This window comes from Sphingomonas sp. BGYR3 (assembly GCF_025153455.1).
GTDB lineage: Bacteria > Pseudomonadota > Alphaproteobacteria > Sphingomonadales > Sphingomonadaceae > Sphingomonas.
In genome coordinates this window covers 62,075-79,198 of sequence record NZ_JANZNT010000002.1, presented here as the reverse complement: position 1 = coordinate 79,198, position 17,124 = coordinate 62,075, and the positions used below count along the sequence as shown (strand labels likewise).

The 17,124-nt window shown below is 65.5% G+C and carries 19 protein-coding genes; 12 read left to right on the top strand and 7 right to left on the bottom strand.

Features of this window, described 5'->3' with window-relative positions:
* The first annotated feature begins 1 nt into the window (after nt 1).
* Nucleotides 2-1,249 carry a threonine synthase gene (locus NYR55_RS12150; protein WP_260022365.1) on the top strand — a complete coding sequence of 416 codons (1,248 nt, stop codon included), beginning with the start codon at nt 2-4 and terminating at the stop codon, nt 1,247-1,249.
* Here the strand turns inward: NYR55_RS12150 and NYR55_RS12145 are convergent.
* Nucleotides 1,246-1,869: a phosphatase PAP2 family protein gene (locus tag NYR55_RS12145; protein ID WP_260021760.1), complete on the bottom strand. Its 624-nt coding sequence runs from the start codon at nt 1,867-1,869 to the stop codon at nt 1,246-1,248. The genes NYR55_RS12150 and NYR55_RS12145 overlap by 4 nt on opposite strands.
* 132 nt (nt 1,870-2,001) lie before the next feature.
* On the opposite strand from NYR55_RS12145, the gene NYR55_RS12140 reads away from it, so the two are divergent.
* Complete coding sequence (locus NYR55_RS12140; RefSeq protein WP_260021757.1) at nt 2,002-2,691, top strand: hypothetical protein; 690 nt, start codon at nt 2,002-2,004, stop codon at nt 2,689-2,691.
* A gap of 132 nt (nt 2,692-2,823) precedes the next feature.
* Nucleotides 2,824-3,513 (top strand): hypothetical protein, encoded by a 690-nt coding sequence (locus tag NYR55_RS12135; RefSeq protein ID WP_260021755.1) that lies wholly within the window; start codon nt 2,824-2,826, stop codon nt 3,511-3,513.
* A 58-nt stretch (nt 3,514-3,571) separates the two neighbouring features.
* On the opposite strand, the gene NYR55_RS12130 is transcribed toward NYR55_RS12135, so the two are convergent.
* A complete protein-coding gene (locus NYR55_RS12130; protein ID WP_260021754.1) occupies nt 3,572-5,185 on the bottom strand; it encodes an amidase in 1,614 nt (537 codons plus the stop codon).
* Nucleotides 5,186-5,421: 236 nt separating this feature from the next.
* Here NYR55_RS12130 and NYR55_RS12125 point away from each other — a divergent pair, with 236 nt between their 5' ends.
* From NYR55_RS12125 to NYR55_RS12085, 9 genes are all read left to right on the top strand, one after another.
* The gene (locus NYR55_RS12125) at nt 5,422-7,686 is read left to right on the top strand and encodes a TonB-dependent receptor (protein WP_260022364.1); all 2,265 of its coding nucleotides are present in this window, start codon (nt 5,422-5,424) and stop codon (nt 7,684-7,686) included.
* Nucleotides 7,687-8,160: 474 nt separating this feature from the next.
* Nucleotides 8,161-10,047 (top strand): ribonucleoside-diphosphate reductase subunit alpha, encoded by a 1,887-nt coding sequence (locus tag NYR55_RS12120; RefSeq protein WP_260021753.1) that lies wholly within the window; start codon nt 8,161-8,163, stop codon nt 10,045-10,047.
* An 11-nt stretch (nt 10,048-10,058) separates the two neighbouring features.
* Nucleotides 10,059-10,205: a hypothetical protein gene (locus tag NYR55_RS12115; RefSeq protein WP_260021752.1), complete on the top strand. Its 147-nt coding sequence runs from the start codon at nt 10,059-10,061 to the stop codon at nt 10,203-10,205.
* A 4-nt stretch (nt 10,206-10,209) separates the two neighbouring features.
* Entirely contained in the window at nt 10,210-10,650 is a 441-nt protein-coding gene (locus NYR55_RS12110) for a DUF559 domain-containing protein (protein ID WP_347709673.1), read from the top strand.
* A 108-nt stretch (nt 10,651-10,758) separates the two neighbouring features.
* Entirely contained in the window at nt 10,759-11,094 is a 336-nt protein-coding gene (locus NYR55_RS12105; protein WP_260021751.1) for a hypothetical protein, read from the top strand.
* On the top strand, nt 11,091-11,279 hold the full coding sequence (locus tag NYR55_RS12100; RefSeq protein WP_260021749.1) for a hypothetical protein: 189 nt from the start codon (nt 11,091-11,093) through the stop codon (nt 11,277-11,279). Before NYR55_RS12105 ends, NYR55_RS12100 begins: the two co-directional genes overlap by 4 nt.
* Nucleotides 11,276-11,476 carry a hypothetical protein gene (locus NYR55_RS12095; protein WP_260021748.1) on the top strand — a complete coding sequence of 67 codons (201 nt, stop codon included), beginning with the start codon at nt 11,276-11,278 and terminating at the stop codon, nt 11,474-11,476. Before NYR55_RS12100 ends, NYR55_RS12095 begins: the two co-directional genes overlap by 4 nt.
* Before the next feature lie 19 nt (nt 11,477-11,495).
* Nucleotides 11,496-12,548: a ribonucleotide-diphosphate reductase subunit beta gene (locus tag NYR55_RS12090; protein WP_260021747.1), complete on the top strand. Its 1,053-nt coding sequence runs from the start codon at nt 11,496-11,498 to the stop codon at nt 12,546-12,548.
* 289 nt (nt 12,549-12,837) lie between these two features.
* Nucleotides 12,838-13,809: a DUF1080 domain-containing protein gene (locus NYR55_RS12085; RefSeq protein WP_260021746.1), complete on the top strand. Its 972-nt coding sequence runs from the start codon at nt 12,838-12,840 to the stop codon at nt 13,807-13,809.
* Between the two features lie 195 nt (nt 13,810-14,004).
* On the opposite strand, the gene NYR55_RS12080 is transcribed toward NYR55_RS12085, so the two are convergent.
* From NYR55_RS12080 to NYR55_RS12060, 5 genes are all read right to left on the bottom strand, one after another.
* Nucleotides 14,005-14,538, bottom strand: a complete 534-nt coding sequence (locus NYR55_RS12080; RefSeq protein ID WP_260021745.1) for a thermonuclease family protein — start codon at nt 14,536-14,538, stop codon at nt 14,005-14,007.
* A gap of 19 nt (nt 14,539-14,557) precedes the next feature.
* Entirely contained in the window at nt 14,558-15,193 is a 636-nt protein-coding gene (locus NYR55_RS12075; RefSeq protein ID WP_260021744.1) for an SOS response-associated peptidase family protein, read from the bottom strand.
* A gap of 24 nt (nt 15,194-15,217) precedes the next feature.
* Nucleotides 15,218-15,850, bottom strand: coding sequence for a 7-carboxy-7-deazaguanine synthase (gene queE, locus NYR55_RS12070; RefSeq protein ID WP_260021743.1), 633 nt, complete (start codon nt 15,848-15,850; stop codon nt 15,218-15,220).
* 3 nt (nt 15,851-15,853) lie between these two features.
* Nucleotides 15,854-16,546 (bottom strand): 7-cyano-7-deazaguanine synthase QueC, encoded by a 693-nt coding sequence (gene queC, locus NYR55_RS12065; protein WP_260021742.1) that lies wholly within the window; start codon nt 16,544-16,546, stop codon nt 15,854-15,856.
* Nucleotides 16,547-16,694: 148 nt separating this feature from the next.
* Complete coding sequence (locus NYR55_RS12060) at nt 16,695-17,120, bottom strand: hypothetical protein (protein ID WP_260021741.1); 426 nt, start codon at nt 17,118-17,120, stop codon at nt 16,695-16,697.
* Nucleotides 17,121-17,124 lie beyond the last annotated feature (4 nt).

Here is a 17,124-nt window from a genome sequence, read left to right as displayed (position 1 = left end):
CCTGCCCGTGAATGAAAATCTGACGGCCGACCGGCCGAGCTTTGTCACGCATCTCGAATGCGGACTGACCGGAGAGCGGTACGAGGCGGATCGCCTGCACGGCCTGTCCGCCGCCGGCCGGCCGCTGCTGGTCCGCTACGACCTGGCCGGGGTCGGCGCGGCGATCGACCCGGCGGCGCTGGCCGCGCGCCCGCGCGACCTGTGGCGCTGGCGCGAACTGCTGCCCGTCCGCCGGGCGGAAAGCATCGTCAGCCTGGGCGAAATCGACACGCCGATCATCCCGCTGGATCAGGTGGGGGCCGCCGCTGGCGCTGCGCCCGGCACGCTGCTGGTCAAGGATGAAGGGCGGCTGCCCACCGGATCGTTCAAGGCGCGCGGCCTCGTCATGGCGATCAGCATGGCGCGCGAACTTGGCGTCACGGCCATCGCCATGCCGACCAACGGCAATGCCGGCGCGGCCGCCGCCGCCTATGCGGCCCAGGCGGGGATGGAAGCGATCATCTTCTGTCCCGACGACACGCCCGAAATCAACGTCCGCGAAATCGCGGCACAGGGCGCGCGCGTTTATCGCGTCAACGGCCTGATCGACGATTGCGGCAAGCTGGTGCGCGAGGGCGCAGCCACGCAGGGCTGGTTCGACCTGTCGACGCTCAAGGAACCCTACCGGATCGAGGGCAAGAAGACGATGGGCCTGGAACTGGCCGAACAGTTCGGCTGGCACCTGCCCGATGTCATCTTCTATCCCACCGGCGGGGGCACCGGCCTGATCGGGATGTGGAAGGCGTTTGCCGAGCTTCAGGCGCTGGGCTGGATCGGCGAAAAGCTGCCCCGCATGGTCGCGGTTCAGGCAGAGGGCTGCGCGCCGATGGTCCGCGCCTGGGAACAGGGCGAACGCCACGCAACCCGATGGGAGGATGCGCACACCATCGCCGCGGGCATTCGCGTGCCGCAGGCGGTGGGCGATTTCCTGATCCTCGACGCGGTGCGGGAAAGCGGCGGCCGCGCCATGGCGGTCAGCGACGCCGCGCTGGCTCAGGCGGTGGACGATGCCGCCCGCACCGACGGCCTGCTGCTGTGTCCGGAAGGGGGCGCAACGCTCGCCGCATGGCGACAGGCGCGGGCCGAGGGATGGGTAAAGGACGGCGAAACCGCCCTCCTGTTCAACTGCGCCACCGGCCTCAAATACCCCCTGCCCGACCAGTCCCGGACTCTCGACCGGCACGCCGCCATCGACTTCGCATCGCTTTAATCGCCGGGTGCAACCCGCTTCGCGCGCCGTTCGGCCCAATCGATCAGCGCCTCGGTGGCGACCGCGCTGACGATGCCGATCATGCCGCCGACGATCACGTCGCTGGCATAATGGTTCCGGCTGGGCAGCTGCGCCGCCATCACCGTGCCCGCCGCCGCCGCGATGGCTGGCGCCGCCGCCGGATAATGGCTGGCCGATGCAACCGCCACCGCGGCCAGCCCCGCGCTATGCCCTGACGGCATCGACCGTTTCGGCCCCTGCTTGCTGCGTCCCGGCTTCAGCCGATATCCCTTGCCGTCCAGCGCGTCGTTCGGCCGTGTCCGGTCGATCCGGTTCTTGGCCAGCGTCTTGATCCCCGTCGCCAGGCCATGCGCCGCCAGCATATGGACCCCCGCCCGGGTCATCCGCCCATCCCGGCCGACCATCCCGGCGGTCAGCGTGAACAGCGCGATCGCGGTCAGGGGCGGCTGATCCCCCACCTCGGCGAACCAACGGATCGCCTGTCCCGCGCGCGTCTCGCCGTCCACGGCGACCGCATGGGCGATGGCCAGATCGGCCCGCTCGATGGCGTGCAGCGTCCGACCATCCTCGGTCTTCTTTCGCTTGTGCGGCTTTCCCATGCGCCCCTAACGCACGGCCGGGCGGCGGGTGCCATGCGTGCACCGATGGGACAGATGCTCCCCGTCCCCGCCGCATCAATCTTGTTACGACCATGAAACTGTGCACTCATGCGGGCGGGGGGAGAAACCGGCATGACCTTGGCCGAGCCGAAGCGCATCCTGCGCTGGCACCTGATCGTCATTGGCGTGATTGCGACCGTGCACACGCTGGTCATCATCGCCGCCGCGGCCGGGCACATGAACCTGTACGGGCTGAGCCGCCAGTTCAACCTGAGCGAGGAAAGCAACATCGTCACCACCATCGCGGCCGGGGCGCTGGTTCTGGGCGGCGTTGGGGCAATGCTGGTCAGCCGACTGGAGGCCCGGCCCGCATGGCGGCGCGGCTGGCTGGGCGCGTCGCTCTGCCTGTTCTTCATGGGGCTGGACGAGGCGGCACAGGTGCACGAGTTGTTTTCCACCATCTCGCTGGCATGGCTGACCGGCCGGGATCAGACGCAGAACTGGGTCGCCATCTATCTGCTGATCCTGTTCGCCGCCGGTGTCTATTTTATCAATTTCTGGCTCAGCCTGCCGCCCGGGATCAAATCCGGCCTCGCCCTTGGCGGCGGCATTTTCGTGACCAGCGCCGTCGGCCTCGAAATCGTCGAGGCGCTGCTGCTGCGCACCTATGGCGTCGAGCTATATTATCAGTGGGCGGGCCAGTTTCAGCTGTTCGTCGAGGAAGTCGGCGAAATGGTCGGCGTTGCCATCATCAACTACACAGTGGCCCGGCGTCTCCATGCGCTGACCCCCGACGGGATGACTCTGCAATGGGGCAATTGATCGCGCGCCGATGATCGACGCAAGCCCACCGCCGTGCCCTGTCCGAACGGGCCTTGATCGTCCTCGCACTGCGCGAACGCTTGTTCAGCATGACATTCTGTGCGTTTCTGTCGCCGGAGAGGCGCACAGAACATGACCTTGGCTCAGCCAAAACAGATCCTGCGTTGGCACCTGCTGGTCATCGCGATCCTCGCGTCGGCCCATATCGCGGTCATTGCCGCGGCGGCCGCCGGACATATGCGGCTGCTCGGCCTGCATCGTCAGTTCAGCCTGGTGCAGGAAAGCAATATTCCCACCACCATCGCCGCCCTTGCGATGATCATGGCCGCCATCCTTGCCGGCATTGTCAGCCGCCTTGAAACCCGGCCCGTCTGGCGGCGCGGCTGGCTGGGCGTCGCGATCGCCCTCGTCTTCATGGCGATCGACGAGGCGGCACAGGTGCACGAGATGTTTTCGCTGATCTCCCTCGGCTCGATCGAGGGAAGCGAACACAGCTACAACTGGGTCGCGGCCTATGCGGCGTTCACGCTGGTCACGGGCCTCTATTTCTTTCACTTCTGGCTCAGCCTGCCGCCTGGCATCAAATCCGGCCTGGCGCTGGCCGGCGGCATCTTCGTCGCCAGCGCGATCGGTATGGAAATCGTCGAAATGGCGATCCTTCACCTGTACGGTGTCGGTATCTTCTACACCGCGACCGGCCAGCTGGTGCTGTTTGTCGAGGAAGTGGGGGAGATGATCGGCGTTGCGGTTGCCAATTACACCATCCTCCGGCGCCTGCACGCGCTGACGCCAGAGGGGGCAACCCTGCAATGGAGCCGGTGACGGCGGCGCGCTGACCGGACAAGGCTGACCGGACAAGACTGACCGGGCGGGTGGCGCGTCAGCGCACCCCGTCCAGCCCGCCGCCCTGCGTTACCGTCGCCGGATAGGTCGGCGCCACCCGCGCCTTCGACGCCTGTTCATAGGCATAACCCAGCTCCAGCAGCCGTGCGTCGGTCCACTTGGCACCGATGAACGACAGCCCGGCGGGCAGGCCCTTAACGAGGCCCATGGGCACGGTCAGGTGGGGATAGCCCGACACGGCGGGCAGCTGGCTTGCGCTCGGACCGTTGAACTGGTCGCCATAAACCGGGTCGGACAGCCAGGCCATGCCATAGCTAGGCGTCACGATCGCTGCCGCCCCGGCCTTGGCCAGCATGGCGTCGACCGCCTCGCTGGCCAGTTTCAGCGACTTGGCCCGCGCCTCGGCATATTTGGGGTCGGCCGTCCCGCCGGTCGCTTCCGCCGCCTCGAACGTGGATTGCGCGAAGTAGCGCAGTTCGGTGTCGGCATTCGCCTTGTTGAACGCAATCGCGTCCGCCAGCGTGCGGATCTTCACGCTGTCCGGCGTCGTCGCCAGATAGGCGGCAAGGTCGCTTTTCAGCTCCATCAACAGGACGTTGAACTCCGCCTCGCCCAGTCCCTCGGTCGCCGGCCGCTCGACGGGGATCAGCTCCGCGCCCTGCGCCTTCAGCACCGCCAGCTGCGCGTCGAACTGCGCCGCCAGCGCCGCGCCCATCTGCGGGCGAAGGACGGCCAGCTTCACGCCCTTCAGGCTGGCCTTGGTCCAGTCGGGGGTCAGCGCCTCGCGCTTCGCATCCGCCTCTTTCGTCGCGGCATCGGCCGGATCGGTGCCGATCATGCCGGAAAACAGCGCGGCGGCATCCTTGACGCTGCGCGCCATCGGCCCCGGCGTATCCTGGCTGTGGCTGATCGGGACGACATGGGTACGGCTGATCGCGCCCAGCGTGGGCTTCAGGCCGACCAGGCCGTTGATGCTGCTGGGGCAAACCACCGACCCGTCGGTTTCGGTGCCCACGCCCACCGCGCCCAGGCTGGCGGCGATGGCCGATCCGGTGCCGCTCGACGAACCACAGGCGGTGCGGTCGAGCGCATAGGGGTTGCGCACCAGCCCGCCGACCGCGCTCCATCCGCTCATCGAATCATTGTCGCGGATGTTCGCCCATTCGGACAGGTTGGTCTTGCCCAGAATGATGGCGCCCGCCGCGCGCAGCCGGGCGACCAGCGGCGCGTCGCGCCCGGTGACATTGTCCTTCAGCGCCAGGCTGCCCGCCGTGGTCGCATTTTCGGCCGTTTCGATATTGTCCTTGATCAGCACGGGGATGCCGAATAGCGGCCCGCGCGCGATGCGCAGCCGCCGGTCGCGGTCGGCCTTTTTGGCCTGTTCCAGCGCCTTGGGATTGATGGCAATCACGCTGCGCAGGCTTGGCCCGGCGCGGTCCATCATGCGGATGCGCTCCAGATACCCCTGAACCAGCTGTTCGCTGGTCAGTTCGCCCGTGGCCAGCATCGCCTGCAATTCCTCGATGCTCTTTTCCCCGACCTTCAGCGCGGTCGGGGGCAGTTCCTTCAGCACGATGTCCGCCGATTGCGCATGTGCAGCGATCGGCATGGCGGCAAGGGACAAGGCGGCAGCGACGATTGAAACACGCATGAAAACCCCCGAATCGATGATTTGTGACAGGCTAGGGTCGCTTTCCGCCCCCCGCAATCGCCCTGCTGCAATGATTTCGTCATCGCCCCTTCGCTGCGGCGCAATGTTGGTCGCGCAGGGGCGATGCACACCGAACAAATCATCGAACGGGGAATCAATCAATGGGTCATCGCCTTGCCCGCGTCGCGCTTGCGAAGCTGCTCGTCACCACTGCCTCCGCCGCGCTCGCCCAGCCGATGGCCGATCCGCAGCCGACCGACGAAACCGCGACGAACGACACCGATATCATCGTGTCGGCGCAAAAGACCGATCAGCGGCTGGTCGATGTGCCGATCACCATTTCGGCCAATTCGGGCGAGCGGATGCGCGAGCTTGGCGTGCAGGATCTGGACGAGCTGTCCAACTATGTCCCCGGCCTCAACGTGCAGGAGCAGAGCGCGAACAACCCCGGCATCGTCATCCGGGGCATCACCTCGGACAGCGGCTCGGCGCAGCAGGGGCCGCGCGTCTCGCTCTATTACAATGGCGTCGACATCTCCCGCTCGCGCGGTTCCTATCAGGCGGTCTATGACCTTGAGCGGGTCGAGGTGGTGAAGGGACCGCAGGCGACGCTGTTCGGCACCGCGTCCACCATCGGCGCGATCAGCATGATTTCCGCCCGGCCGCGTCCCGGCTTTTCCGGCGAACTGTCGGGCAGCTACGGCAATTTCAACGCCTGGCGCGTGGCCGGCTTCGTCAATGCCGGCAATGACGTGATCGCCGGCCGCGTAGCGTTCGAGGTGAAGCAGCGGGACGGCTATGTCGAAAATCTCGCCCCGAACCAGGATGACCTCTATGCACAGGATCAGCTTGGCGTGCGCGGCTCGTTGCGCTTCACGCCCACCGATCGCTTCACTGCCGACCTCATTCTCACCTATGATCAGCAGCGCAATTCGGGCACGCCGTTCATCTCGCGCGCGCTGGCGCCCGGCAATCCGTTCGGCGCGGCATGGCTGGGCGGCTCGCCGCGATCCGAGGCCGATCTTGGTGCGGAAAAGCTGGGCCTCAACCGCGAAGTCTATGACGCCAATCTGACGCTCGCCTGGGAAATCGCCGACGATTGGACGCTGACCCTGGTCAATGGCTATCGCAGGTTCGACAGCCTCGAAGTGTTCGATGCCGACGGTTCCGCCGCGCCGTTCCTTGAATTTGCGGAACTGGCCAAGGGGTGGCAGGTCAATCAGGAAACCCGCTTCGCCTATCAAAGCGACCTGTTCCGCGGCTCGTTCGGCTTCAACTATTTCCTTGAGGACAGTTTTCAGAACGTGCCCTTTTCCGGTGAGGAAGGGGTGTTTGCCCAGTGTCTGACGCGCGCGCTGGTGCCGGGGCTTGGCTGTGTCGATGCGGCCGGCAACCCGGTATCGACGCGGGTCACCGCGCTCGTCACCGGCGGCGCGCTGACCGCCGTGCCCTATCGCTCGGTCTTTGAAAATCAGGGCCGCAATGCCAGCTATTCGATGTTCTTTGACGGCACGCTGATCCCCGCTTCCTGGGTCGAGTTGACCGCCGGGGTCCGCTTCCTGATCGAGGAACGGCAATCCGGCTTCTTCGCATCGGCCCCGCGGCCGCAGCTGCTGACGCAGATCCCGCCGCTGCTCGCCGCCGTGCCCAGCTTCCGCGTCTCGCTCGTCCCCGGACAGGTCGATACCCGCGGCCAGACGTTCGAGGCAGAGGGCAATTTCGCCGCCGTCCTGCCGCGCTTAAATGTGCTGCTGCGCGCCAGCGACGATGTGAACCTCTATGCCACCATCTCGCAGGGCCGCCGGTCCCCGGTGGTTCAGGTCGGCGCCCGCAACGGCGCGCTCGGCCCGGAACGCGCCCTGTCGATCATCGATGAGGAAACCGTCTGGAATTACGAAGGCGGGATCAAGGGCGCGTTCGGCCCGCTGTCCGGCACCCTTGGCGTCTATTATCAGCAATATAAGGGCTTTCAGGTCAGCGTCGTCGACCCCGACGGTATCACCCGCACCCGCAGCGCGGGCAATGCCAGCAATTTCGGGGTGGAGGCAGAGGTGCAGCTGCGGGCGACCGACTGGCTGACGGTGTTCGGCAACGGCGCCTATATCGATGCCAAGATCGAGGAAAGCTCGGCGCTGACCCCGGCCTTTTCGGGCGCACGCTTCCGCCTTCAGCCAGAGGTTCAGGCAGCGGGCGGCTTTACCATCGACGCGCGCATCGGCGATGTCCGCGTCTTTGCCACGCCCACCGTCACCTATCGTTCGCAGATCTTTTTCGAAGTGCCGAACAATCCGCTGATCAGCCAGCCGGGCGTCACCCTGTTCAACGCGCGCGCCGGGATCAGCTTTGCCGACGACCGGTACGAGATCGCGGTGTTCGGCCGCAACCTCAGCGACGAGGATTATCTGCTCGACGCCGGCAATACCGGCGGCGCGTTCGGCATCCCCACCTTCATTCCCGCCGAACCCCGCTTCTATGGCGTACAGCTGACCGGCCGCTTCTAACGGGGGGAAAACCGGACCTGCCCATAGCCATGGCCGTCCCTGTTCCGGCAGGGGCGGCCATGGTCGTTGGAGGTATGGGCCGATCCGTCCACGGCCCCGTCCACATCAAAATATTTTTCGTTCCCGCCCCGTTCCCTTGCCCCATCGAAAAGCCAAGGAAGGTCCGCGCGTCGCGCCGCCCCTGTCGTCGGGCCAGTCCATGACCCGAGTCTTTTTAGCGACGAATTGAGTCCCTAAAAGGTCATTTACCGACTTGCTTCGAAGCGCGAATAGCCACAATCTGTAGTGGTCGCTTGTGGGGGCAAGCCCAAGCACTGGTATTTTCGGAACCGCAGGGTTATCTTGCGGACCGGCCATGCTCGCGCAGTGACGGGTCAGGTTGATCACTTTTTGTTCTCGTGCGCGGCGATCGGTGATAGCATCGGCCCTCGCTGCCCGAGTCGGACGAACCGCTGGATTATGATGGGGCAGGCAATGGATTTCAGGGATACTCAGGAAACCGAAATGACAGAAACCGCCACCCTGGAACCGGCTGCGGCCGCAAGTGAATCGACGCGGGTCGACCCGCGCCCCTATGCGCTGGAGGTCGATCATTCGCGCGATGCGCTGCTGACCGATTTCGGCAAGGAAACGCTCAAGGACCGCTATCTGCTGCCGGGCGAAAGCTATCAGGACCTGTTCGTCCGCGTCGCCTCCGCCTATGCCGACGATGCCGCCCACGCCCAGCGGCTCTACGACTATATCTCGCGCCTGTGGTTCATGCCCGCCACCCCCGTGCTGTCCAATGGCGGCACCGGCCGCGGCCTGCCGATCAGCTGCTATCTGAACTCCGTGCCCGACAGCCTGGAAGGGATCGTCGCCACCTGGAACGAGAATGTATGGCTCGCCTCGCGCGGCGGCGGCATCGGCACCTATTGGGGCACGGTGCGCGGCATTGGCGAGCCCGTCGGCCTGAATGGCAAGACCAGCGGCATCATCCCCTTCGTCCGCGTGATGGACAGCCTGACGCTCGCCATCAGCCAGGGGTCGCTGCGCCGCGGCTCGGCCGCCTGCTATCTCGACATCAGCCATCCGGAGATCGAGGAGTTCCTCGAAATCCGTAAACCCTCGGGCGATTTCAACCGCAAGGCGCTGAACCTGCACCATGGCGTGCTGATCCCCGACGCGTTCATGGAAGCGGTGCGTGACGGCGCCGAATGGGAACTGAAATCGCCCAAGGACGGCAGCGTGCGCGGCAAGGTCGATGCGCGCGGCCTGTTCCAGAAGCTGGTTGAAACCCGCCTTGCCACGGGCGAGCCGTACATCGTGTTCAGCGATCATGTGAACCGCACGATGCCCAAGCATCACCGCGATCTGGGGCTAAAGGTTACGACGTCGAACCTGTGCGCCGAAATCACGCTGCCCACGGGCCGCGATCACCTTGGCAACGATCGCACGGCGGTGTGCTGCCTCTCCTCGCTCAACCTCGAAACCTGGGACGAGTGGGAAGGCGACAAGCGGTTCATCGAGGACGTGATGCGGTTCCTCGACAACGTTCTCACCGACTATATCGAGCGCGCGCCCGATGAAATGGCCCGCGCCCGCTATTCGGCCAGCCGCGAACGCTCGGTCGGCCTTGGCGTCATGGGCTTCCACTCCTTCCTCCAGGCCCGCGGCCTGCCGATGGAAGGGGCGATGGCCAAGATGTGGAACCTGCGCATCTTCAAGCACGTCAATGCTCAGGTGAACGAAGCGTCGATGAACCTGGCGGTCGAGCGCGGCCCCTGCCCCGACGCGGCCGACATGGGCGTGATGGAGCGGTTTTCGTGCAAGATGGCGATTGCGCCCACCGCGTCGATCAGCATCATCTGCGGCGGCACCTCGGCCTGCATCGAACCCATTCCGGCCAATATCTACACGCACAAGACGCTGTCGGGCAGCTTCTCGGTCCGCAATCCCTATCTGGAAAAGCTGCTGATCGAAAAATCCAAGAACAGCGAAGGCGTCTGGTCCTCGATCCTTGAGCGCGGCGGCTCGGTCCAGCATCTCGACTTCCTCTCGTCAGAGGAAAAGGACGTGTTCAAGACCAGCTTCGAGATCGACCAGCGGTGGATCCTCGAACTGGCGGGCGACCGCGCGCCGTTCATCGATCAGGCACAGTCGCTCAACCTGTTCATCCCGGCGGACGTGGAAAAATGGGATCTGCTCATGCTCCACTTCCGCGCCTGGGAACTGGGCATCAAGTCGCTCTACTATCTCCGCTCCAAATCGGTGCAGCGCGCCGGTTTCGCCGGCGGCGTAGAGGCGGACAACACGATCGAAAAGCCGAAATTCGATCTGGGCGAAACCACCGACTACGACGAATGCCTGGCGTGTCAGTGAGGTGATGAGAAATGGCAGCGAACGAAAAATCGTCAGCACGGACGGCGAAGATTGCCTCCAAGGCGCTTCGTGATCCGGGCAGTCTGAGCAAAACCGAGATTAAATCACTTGGCGGCGCTGTGCTGACGCAGGCACCTGACAAGCTCAAAAAGCGCTGAGGTGATGCAAGCAGCGCGCCTCGACCATACTTCCTCCTCTCCCCTTGTGGGAGAGGAAGGGGCCCGCGCGGCACGGCCGCGTGGGAAGGTGAGGGGTGCTGCCACAGGCCCGGTTCACCGCGCCCGCGCGCTTCGCCGCAATGCTACTGACGCCGAACGCAGGCTCTGGGCCGCACTCCGCCAATCGCTGCCCGCTGCCGGGTTCCGCCGCCAGGTGCCGCTCGGCCCCTATTTCGCTGACTTCTGCTCTCATTCGCATCGTCTGGTTGTCGAAGTGGATGGCGGTCAGCATGGCGAAGCGCCCCGGGCCGATGCCGCCAGAACCCTGTTCATCGAACAGGAGGGCTATCGCGTGATCCGTTTCTGGAACCACGATGTGCTCGGCAACATAGATGGCGTGCTCGCAACCATCGCCGCTCATCTTCACCGCCGGACGAGGGGCTAGTCCCATGACCAACCCCTCACCCTTCCGCCGCTTCGCGGCTCCCCCCCTCTCCCACAAGGGGAGAGGGACCGGGCAGCATGGCCTCCCTCTCCCGGCGGGAGAGGGGATGTGAAGCGTAACGCCCGCAATCTCGCCACCCTCGCCCTGCTCCTCACCCTCGCCGCCTGTGCGCGGCAGGTGGATACGGCGGTTCAGCCGGATGCGCCCGGCATTCTGCTGGGCGTGTGGCACGGCTTCATCTTTCCGGTCGCCTGGGTCGCCTCGCTGTTCCTGCCCGATGTCGCTATCTATGCCGTGCCGAACAATGGCGGCTGGTATGATTTCGGCTATTTCCTGGGCATCTGCGTGTTCGGCGTCGGTGCCCGCGGCGGGACAAAGGTGATCTATCGCACCCGCACCGTCCCCGCCCGGCGCGGCACCGTGATCGAGAATGATCCACGATGACCCGCGCGCTCGCCATTCAGGCCGGTGTGGCCGGGCTGTCGGGGATCGCCGGTATCGCCCTGTTGGTCCGCGCCCGCCGTGCGGCCGGCGCACCCGCGCGCTATGGTCAGTTCATCGCCGGCACCATGGCGTTGATGCTCGGCATCGCGCTCACCGGCTTTGCCGTCATGGTGGCCGTCGCATGACCATCCATCCACTCATTCTGGTCGGCGCGGTGCTGGCCGTCCTCGGCGCCGGGCTTGCCTTTCTGCTTGGGCCAAAGCTGGCCGCCCGTCCGGCGGTGGCGGGTCGACAACCCCTGCCGATCGCCTTCTTCAGGGCGATCGGCGTCACCGAAATCGTGGTGGGCCTTATCCTGGTCGCCGTTGGTTATCTGAATTAATAAGTTCCGGAGCAATTCCATGTCCCTTCTCGAAGCCCGCAAGACCTACAAGCCGTTCGAATATCCCTGGGCCTATGAGTTCTGGAAGCGTCAGCAGCAGATCCACTGGATGCCGGAGGAAGTGCCGCTGGGCGAGGATTGCCGCGACTGGGCGCAAAAGCTGACCGATCATGAGCGTAACCTGCTGACTCAGATTTTCCGCTTCTTCACGCAGGCCGATGTCGAGGTGCAGGATTGCTATCACGACAAATACGGCCGCGTGTTCAAGCCGACCGAGATCAAGATGATGCTCGCCGCCTTTTCCAACATGGAAACGGTGCACATCGCCGCCTATTCGCACCTGCTCGACACCATCGGCATGCCCGAAAGCGAATATGGCATGTTCCTCGAATATGCCGAGATGAAGGACAAGCACGACTATCTGCAGAAGTTCGGCGTCGACAATGACGAGGATATTGCCAAGACGCTGGCGATGTTCGGCGGCTTTACCGAGGGGCTTCAGCTTTTCGCCTCCTTCGCCATGCTGATGAACTTCCCGCGCTTCAACAAGATGAAGGGCATGGGTCAGATCGTCAGCTGGTCGGTCCGCGACGAAAGCCTGCATTGCGAGGGGATCGTCCACCTCTTCCACGCTTTCGTGAAGGAGCGCGACTGCCTGACCAAGTCGGTCAAGGACGACATCATGGACATGTGCCAGACGACGGTGCGGCTGGAGGATGCGTTCATCGACCTCGCCTTTGAACAGGGCCCGGTCAACGGCATGACGCCCAAGGAGATCAAGAAGTATATCCGCTACATCGCCGACTGGCGCCTGGGCCAGCTGGGCATGAAGCCGATCTATCTGATCGACGAACATCCCCTGCCCTGGCTCGCCCCGCTCTTGAACGGCGTCGAGCACGCCAATTTCTTCGAACAGCGCGCGACCGAATATTCAAAGGGCGCGACCCGCGGCAACTGGAACGATGTCTGGTCGAGCTTCGACAAGCGCCAGAAGGTCAAGCCGCCCGTCGCCAACGAAGATCCGGGCGAAAGCGGCGACATGTTCGCAGCCGCAGGCGTCGCGGCGGAGTAATCCGAACGCTGCTTGGGCGGGGCCACCACCCCGCCCATCGGCACCCTGCAAAGCCTGAGCATTCGGACTGCTGCCCGGCCGGCTCGCAATCTGTCATTTCTCGCCAGACGAGGTCGGGGCTGCATCGATCCGGCCCTGTGCCACTGTGCAATATCCTGTCGGCTGCCTGAAAAAGCCTGGCTATCTCCAGCGCACCACTCGCCAGACCATGCACAACTGGCCCGACCCCAGCCTTGTCAGCGCTGTCAATTCCGGCCAATGAGATCATCCGATAGGATGGAGGGACAGGATGCCGTTCAATCAGGCCGCGACGTGCGGCGTCATCGCGGCGGTTCTCCCCCTCGCCCTGCCCGCCTGCACATCAACGGATGCGCCGCCTGCCATGACCGCCGATCAGCGCGCGGCGATCGCCGGGGATCCCGCCTTCCGGGCGGCAAAGCTGACCCTTGCCGACATCCCCGCCCCCGCCGGTGCTGCGATCAACCTGTTCAACGGCCGCGATCTGTCCGGCTGGTCGCCATGGCTCGGCTATCCCGATCCGTCCGTCACCTACAGCCCGGGTGCGCAGGACAGGCCGATCGGTGTGCCGCAAAACGCCGGGCAGCATTTCGGTGTCCGCATGGTCGATGGCGCGCCAGCGATCTGGATCAAGGGCGAGACATGGGGAAGCCTGCTCCATTCGGCCGATTTCGCCGACTATCATTTGCGCATGGAGTTCAAATGGGGCGACAAAACCTATGCCCCGCGCCTTACCGATCCGCAGAATAACGGCCTGCTCTATCACAGCTACGGTCCGCAGGGTGCCGTGTGGGGGACATGGGCACGATCGGCGGAGTTCGAGGTCATGAAGGGCTCGACCGGCATGATCGTGCCGGTCGGCGCGGGCGTAAAGGCGCGCACCACCGTCGGCTATGATCCATCGATCATTTATCCGCACCGGCGCTTCATGCCGGGTGGCCGCGACATTGACGTGATCGGCAACACCGCTGCCTGGAATGTCGAGGGGCATAGCGATCGGGAAAGGCCGGTCGGCCAGTGGAATGTGCTCGACCTCTATGTGCTGGGCGACCGTGCCGTCCATGTCGTGAACGGGGTACCGGTGATGGCGGTGCGCGATCTGGCGACGGTGGATGCGGACGGCAATCGCCGGCCGCTCAACCGGGGCCGCATCCAGTTCCAGTCCGAAGGTGCCGAAACATATCTGCGCAACATCACGGTGACCCCGATCCGTTCACTGCCGCGCATCGTCTCCGCACGTTAGGGGCGGGCAAACGCCATCGATCTTTGCTGTCCTACAGCAACCGGAAAATGGCAGGACGGCGGCATGCCCGCTCATCCTCTCCTGCCCCCTGCACGGCTCCGTCGCGCCGGTTGTCAGCCGCGGGGGACGGCGGTGGCTATTCCCACAAACCACCCCGTTTGTGTCAAAACTGTCAGCCGACCTGACAACTTCGGCTCAGCACCAGGGGCGTCGTGCCTCGCCATTGTTCGGCCGGGCCAGCCCCTCGCGGATCAGCACGTCGCCCACCGACTGCCCGCCGACCACCAGCCGCCGCAGCTTGCGCCCATTGCGGTCCGCATCGCGCTTGCCCGCCTGCACCGTGACCGCCCCTGCGTTCAGCAGTTCCTGCAGCCGCAGCGTCGCACGCTCGCCCAGCGCCGCCTCCTGCGCGCATCTTGGCGGATGCGTCTCCGGCGCATCGATATCCGCCAGCCGGATTTTCACGCCCCCCATCCAGATCGTATCGCCGTCCACGACGCAATTGGTGCCGCCGCCATCGGTGCACAGCGCGAAATAGGCGCGCTGCCCGCTGGCTACCTCCCGCCAATTCTCCGCATACCAGCCCAGCGGAAAGCGCAGCGCGATCAGGATCAGCAGCAGCACCGCCAGCACGCCCAGCCGCGCCCACAGCGTCGCACGCCGCCGCCGCCCCGCCCGGTGCTGACCGATATCGGGAAAACGGGGGTCGAACCGACTCTTCCGGCTCATCGACGCCCTGCCGCCTTGCTCATGCCACCGCCATCCACTGGCTGGGGAACGGCACGGCCAGCGCCATGGCGGCCGCCGCATCGCCGGTCAGCCAGGTGTCATAGGCATCCTCGGCCAGGATCACGGGCATCGCCTTGGGGTGCAGCGGTGCGACCAGCGGGTTGGGTTCGCACGTCAGGAACGCAAACACCCGCCCCGCCTCGCTGGGCCGCCACACCCCGGCAAAGGCTGCGGCGGGGCGGCCGGTGACGGTAAACCACCATTCCGCCGGTCGGCCCGTCGCCGCATCCTTGCCGGGGCGCGGCTCGGCAAAGCGACTGAACGGGACCAGGCACCGGCGTTCCGGCGCGGCGATCATCCCGCGCCAGAACGGACTGGCCGGGTTGCGGACATTGGTCACATGCTTGGTGACGGTGGTGCCCGGCCGCTTGCCGGGCAGGGTCAACGGCACGCCCCACCGCATCGCATCGATATGGCGCACGCCGCCCTCGATCCGCGCGACCAGACCCGTACCCTTTGGCCACACATCGGTGGCGTCCAGCGCCTCGGCCAGGTCATCGGTGATCCGGTCACCATCGGGGTCGGGCAGGCTCCACCCGATATATTCGGCCCAGCTCTGGATCGCCTCGGGATGCTTCTGGTAATGATTGCACATCGCCGCGCCGCCTCCTCCGGCCGTTCAGCGCAGGCCCAGCGCCTTGTGGTTCTGCAACGTCAGCCGCCAGCGCGGGCGCGCCATCGCCATCGCCACCGCCGCCTCGACATTCGCTGCCCCGCGCGCATCGTCCATCGGCTGGACCAGCAAATGGTCGAACGCCCATGTCTCCATCGCATCGACATCGGATCCCGGCTGCGGCCACACCAGCTTCAGCTCGTTGCCCGACCGCTGCACCACGGTGCTGCCCGCCTTCGGGCTGACGCACACCCAATCGATGCCCGGCTCGACCGGCAGCGTGCCGTTGGTTTCGATCGCGATCATGAACCCCCGGTCATGCAACGCCGCAACCAGCGCCGCATCCACCTGAAGCATCGGCTCACCGCCGGTCAGCACGACGAACCGGCGCTCCGGCTCGCCGCCCCATTTCGCCGCCACCGCATCGGCCAGCGCCGACGCATCGGCAAACTTGCCGCCGCCATCGCCATCGGTGCCGACAAAATCGGTGTCACAGAACCGGCAGACCGCACTGGCCCGGTCCTGTTCGCGCCCCGACCACAGGTTGCACCCGGCAAAGCGGACGAACACCGCCCGCCTGCCCGCCTGCACGCCCTCGCCCTGCAGCGTCAGGAACATTTCCTTGACGGCATAGCCCATCGTTCAGGCCCCGGGCCGCGTCGCATAGCCGGTCGGATCGGGCAGGCCCGCTTCCTCGAACCCCTTCATCCGCAACCGGCAACTGTCGCACAGGCCGCAATGCAGGCCGCCCGGCACGGGATCGTAACACGACCAGCTCATCCCCGCATCCAGGCCAAGCGCCGCCGCCTCGCGCACGATATCGGCCTTTGTCATGTGCTGCAGCGGGGCATGGATGCGGAACGGATGCCCGTCCACCCCCGCCTTGGTCGCCAGTTCGGCCAGCCCCTCGAACCCCGCAATGAACTCCGGCCGGCAATCGGGATAGCCCGAATAATCCAGTGCATTGACCCCGATGAACAGGTCGCGCGCGCCCGCTGCCTCGGCCCAGCCCAGCGCCAGGCTCAGGAAAATGGTGTTGCGGGCGGGCACATAGGTCACCGGGATGCCGGGGCCGACGCCATCCTTGGGCACGTCGATATCGCTGGTCAGCGCGGAACCGCCGAACTGGCGAAGGTCAAGCGGCAGGATGATGTGCCGCTCCGCCCCCAGTGCCGCCGCGATCCGCCGTGCCGCGGCCAGCTCGACCTGATGCCGCTGGTTGTAATCGATGGACAGCGCCAGCAGACGATACCCGTCCGCCCGTGCCCGCGCGGCAGACACCATGGAATCCAGGCCCCCGGACAACAGGGCAACGGCAATCGGCTGTTCGGTCATGACGCCCGTCGCTACGCCCAAGGCGCGCGGACCGCAACCACGCAAAAAAGGGCCGCCGAAGCGGCCCATTTGCTTGGGAACGTCAAAGGGGATGAACGTGCGATCCCTCGCACGCCAACCATCCTATGCCGTTCGCCTAAACGCCGGATTAACGGCCGCGCTTTGGCACCGGGCATGCGCCGATCCGCCGCGCCTCCACGTTCAGCTGAAACGGAACGCCGTTCACCAACCCCTGCGTCTCGATCACCGCGGAACGCGGCGTCACCGCCCGAATGGTGGTATGCCCTTCTCCGGTGCCGGGGCACAGGTAATGCACCGTCGTTTCCTGCATGTCGTCGGTCATCAACTGCTGCCGACACACCACGCCGGCATGACGGATCTGGATCAGCTGAGTACGGTTGCCGATGCACACCAGCCGGCGACTGGGCGTATCGCCCCGTTCGACCAGTTCCCATTGGCCCGCCTCAAGTGATGCCAGAACCCCCGGCGCAGCGGCGGGAACGGCCGCCATCACGCCAGTGGCGCCCAGCATGAAGCCGCCCACAGCCGTCATCCATCGCCGGCGCCGCATCATTGCC

Coding starts and splice junctions, on each gene's coding strand:
- queC (WP_260021742.1), bottom strand. CDS start 16,546: ATGACCGAACAGCCGATTGCCGTTGCCCTGTTGTCCGGGGGCCTGGAT.
- NYR55_RS12115 (WP_260021752.1), top strand. CDS start 10,059: ATGGCAGCGAACGAAAAATCGTCAGCACGGACGGCGAAGATTGCCTCC.
- NYR55_RS12075 (WP_260021744.1), bottom strand. CDS start 15,193: ATGTGCAATCATTACCAGAAGCATCCCGAGGCGATCCAGAGCTGGGCC.
- NYR55_RS12125 (WP_260022364.1), top strand. CDS start 5,422: ATGGCCGATCCGCAGCCGACCGACGAAACCGCGACGAACGACACCGAT.
- NYR55_RS12120 (WP_260021753.1), top strand. CDS start 8,161: ATGGATTTCAGGGATACTCAGGAAACCGAAATGACAGAAACCGCCACC.
- queE (WP_260021743.1), bottom strand. CDS start 15,850: ATGGGCTATGCCGTCAAGGAAATGTTCCTGACGCTGCAGGGCGAGGGC.
- NYR55_RS12130 (WP_260021754.1), bottom strand. CDS start 5,185: ATGCGTGTTTCAATCGTCGCTGCCGCCTTGTCCCTTGCCGCCATGCCG.
- NYR55_RS12060 (WP_260021741.1), bottom strand. CDS start 17,120: ATGATGCGGCGCCGGCGATGGATGACGGCTGTGGGCGGCTTCATGCTG.
- NYR55_RS12140 (WP_260021757.1), top strand. CDS start 2,002: ATGACCTTGGCCGAGCCGAAGCGCATCCTGCGCTGGCACCTGATCGTC.
- NYR55_RS12100 (WP_260021749.1), top strand. CDS start 11,091: ATGACCCGCGCGCTCGCCATTCAGGCCGGTGTGGCCGGGCTGTCGGGG.
- NYR55_RS12085 (WP_260021746.1), top strand. CDS start 12,838: ATGCCGTTCAATCAGGCCGCGACGTGCGGCGTCATCGCGGCGGTTCTC.
- NYR55_RS12135 (WP_260021755.1), top strand. CDS start 2,824: ATGACCTTGGCTCAGCCAAAACAGATCCTGCGTTGGCACCTGCTGGTC.
- NYR55_RS12095 (WP_260021748.1), top strand. CDS start 11,276: ATGACCATCCATCCACTCATTCTGGTCGGCGCGGTGCTGGCCGTCCTC.
- NYR55_RS12145 (WP_260021760.1), bottom strand. CDS start 1,869: ATGGGAAAGCCGCACAAGCGAAAGAAGACCGAGGATGGTCGGACGCTG.
- NYR55_RS12090 (WP_260021747.1), top strand. CDS start 11,496: ATGTCCCTTCTCGAAGCCCGCAAGACCTACAAGCCGTTCGAATATCCC.
- NYR55_RS12110 (WP_347709673.1), top strand. CDS start 10,210: ATGCAAGCAGCGCGCCTCGACCATACTTCCTCCTCTCCCCTTGTGGGA.
- NYR55_RS12080 (WP_260021745.1), bottom strand. CDS start 14,538: ATGAGCCGGAAGAGTCGGTTCGACCCCCGTTTTCCCGATATCGGTCAG.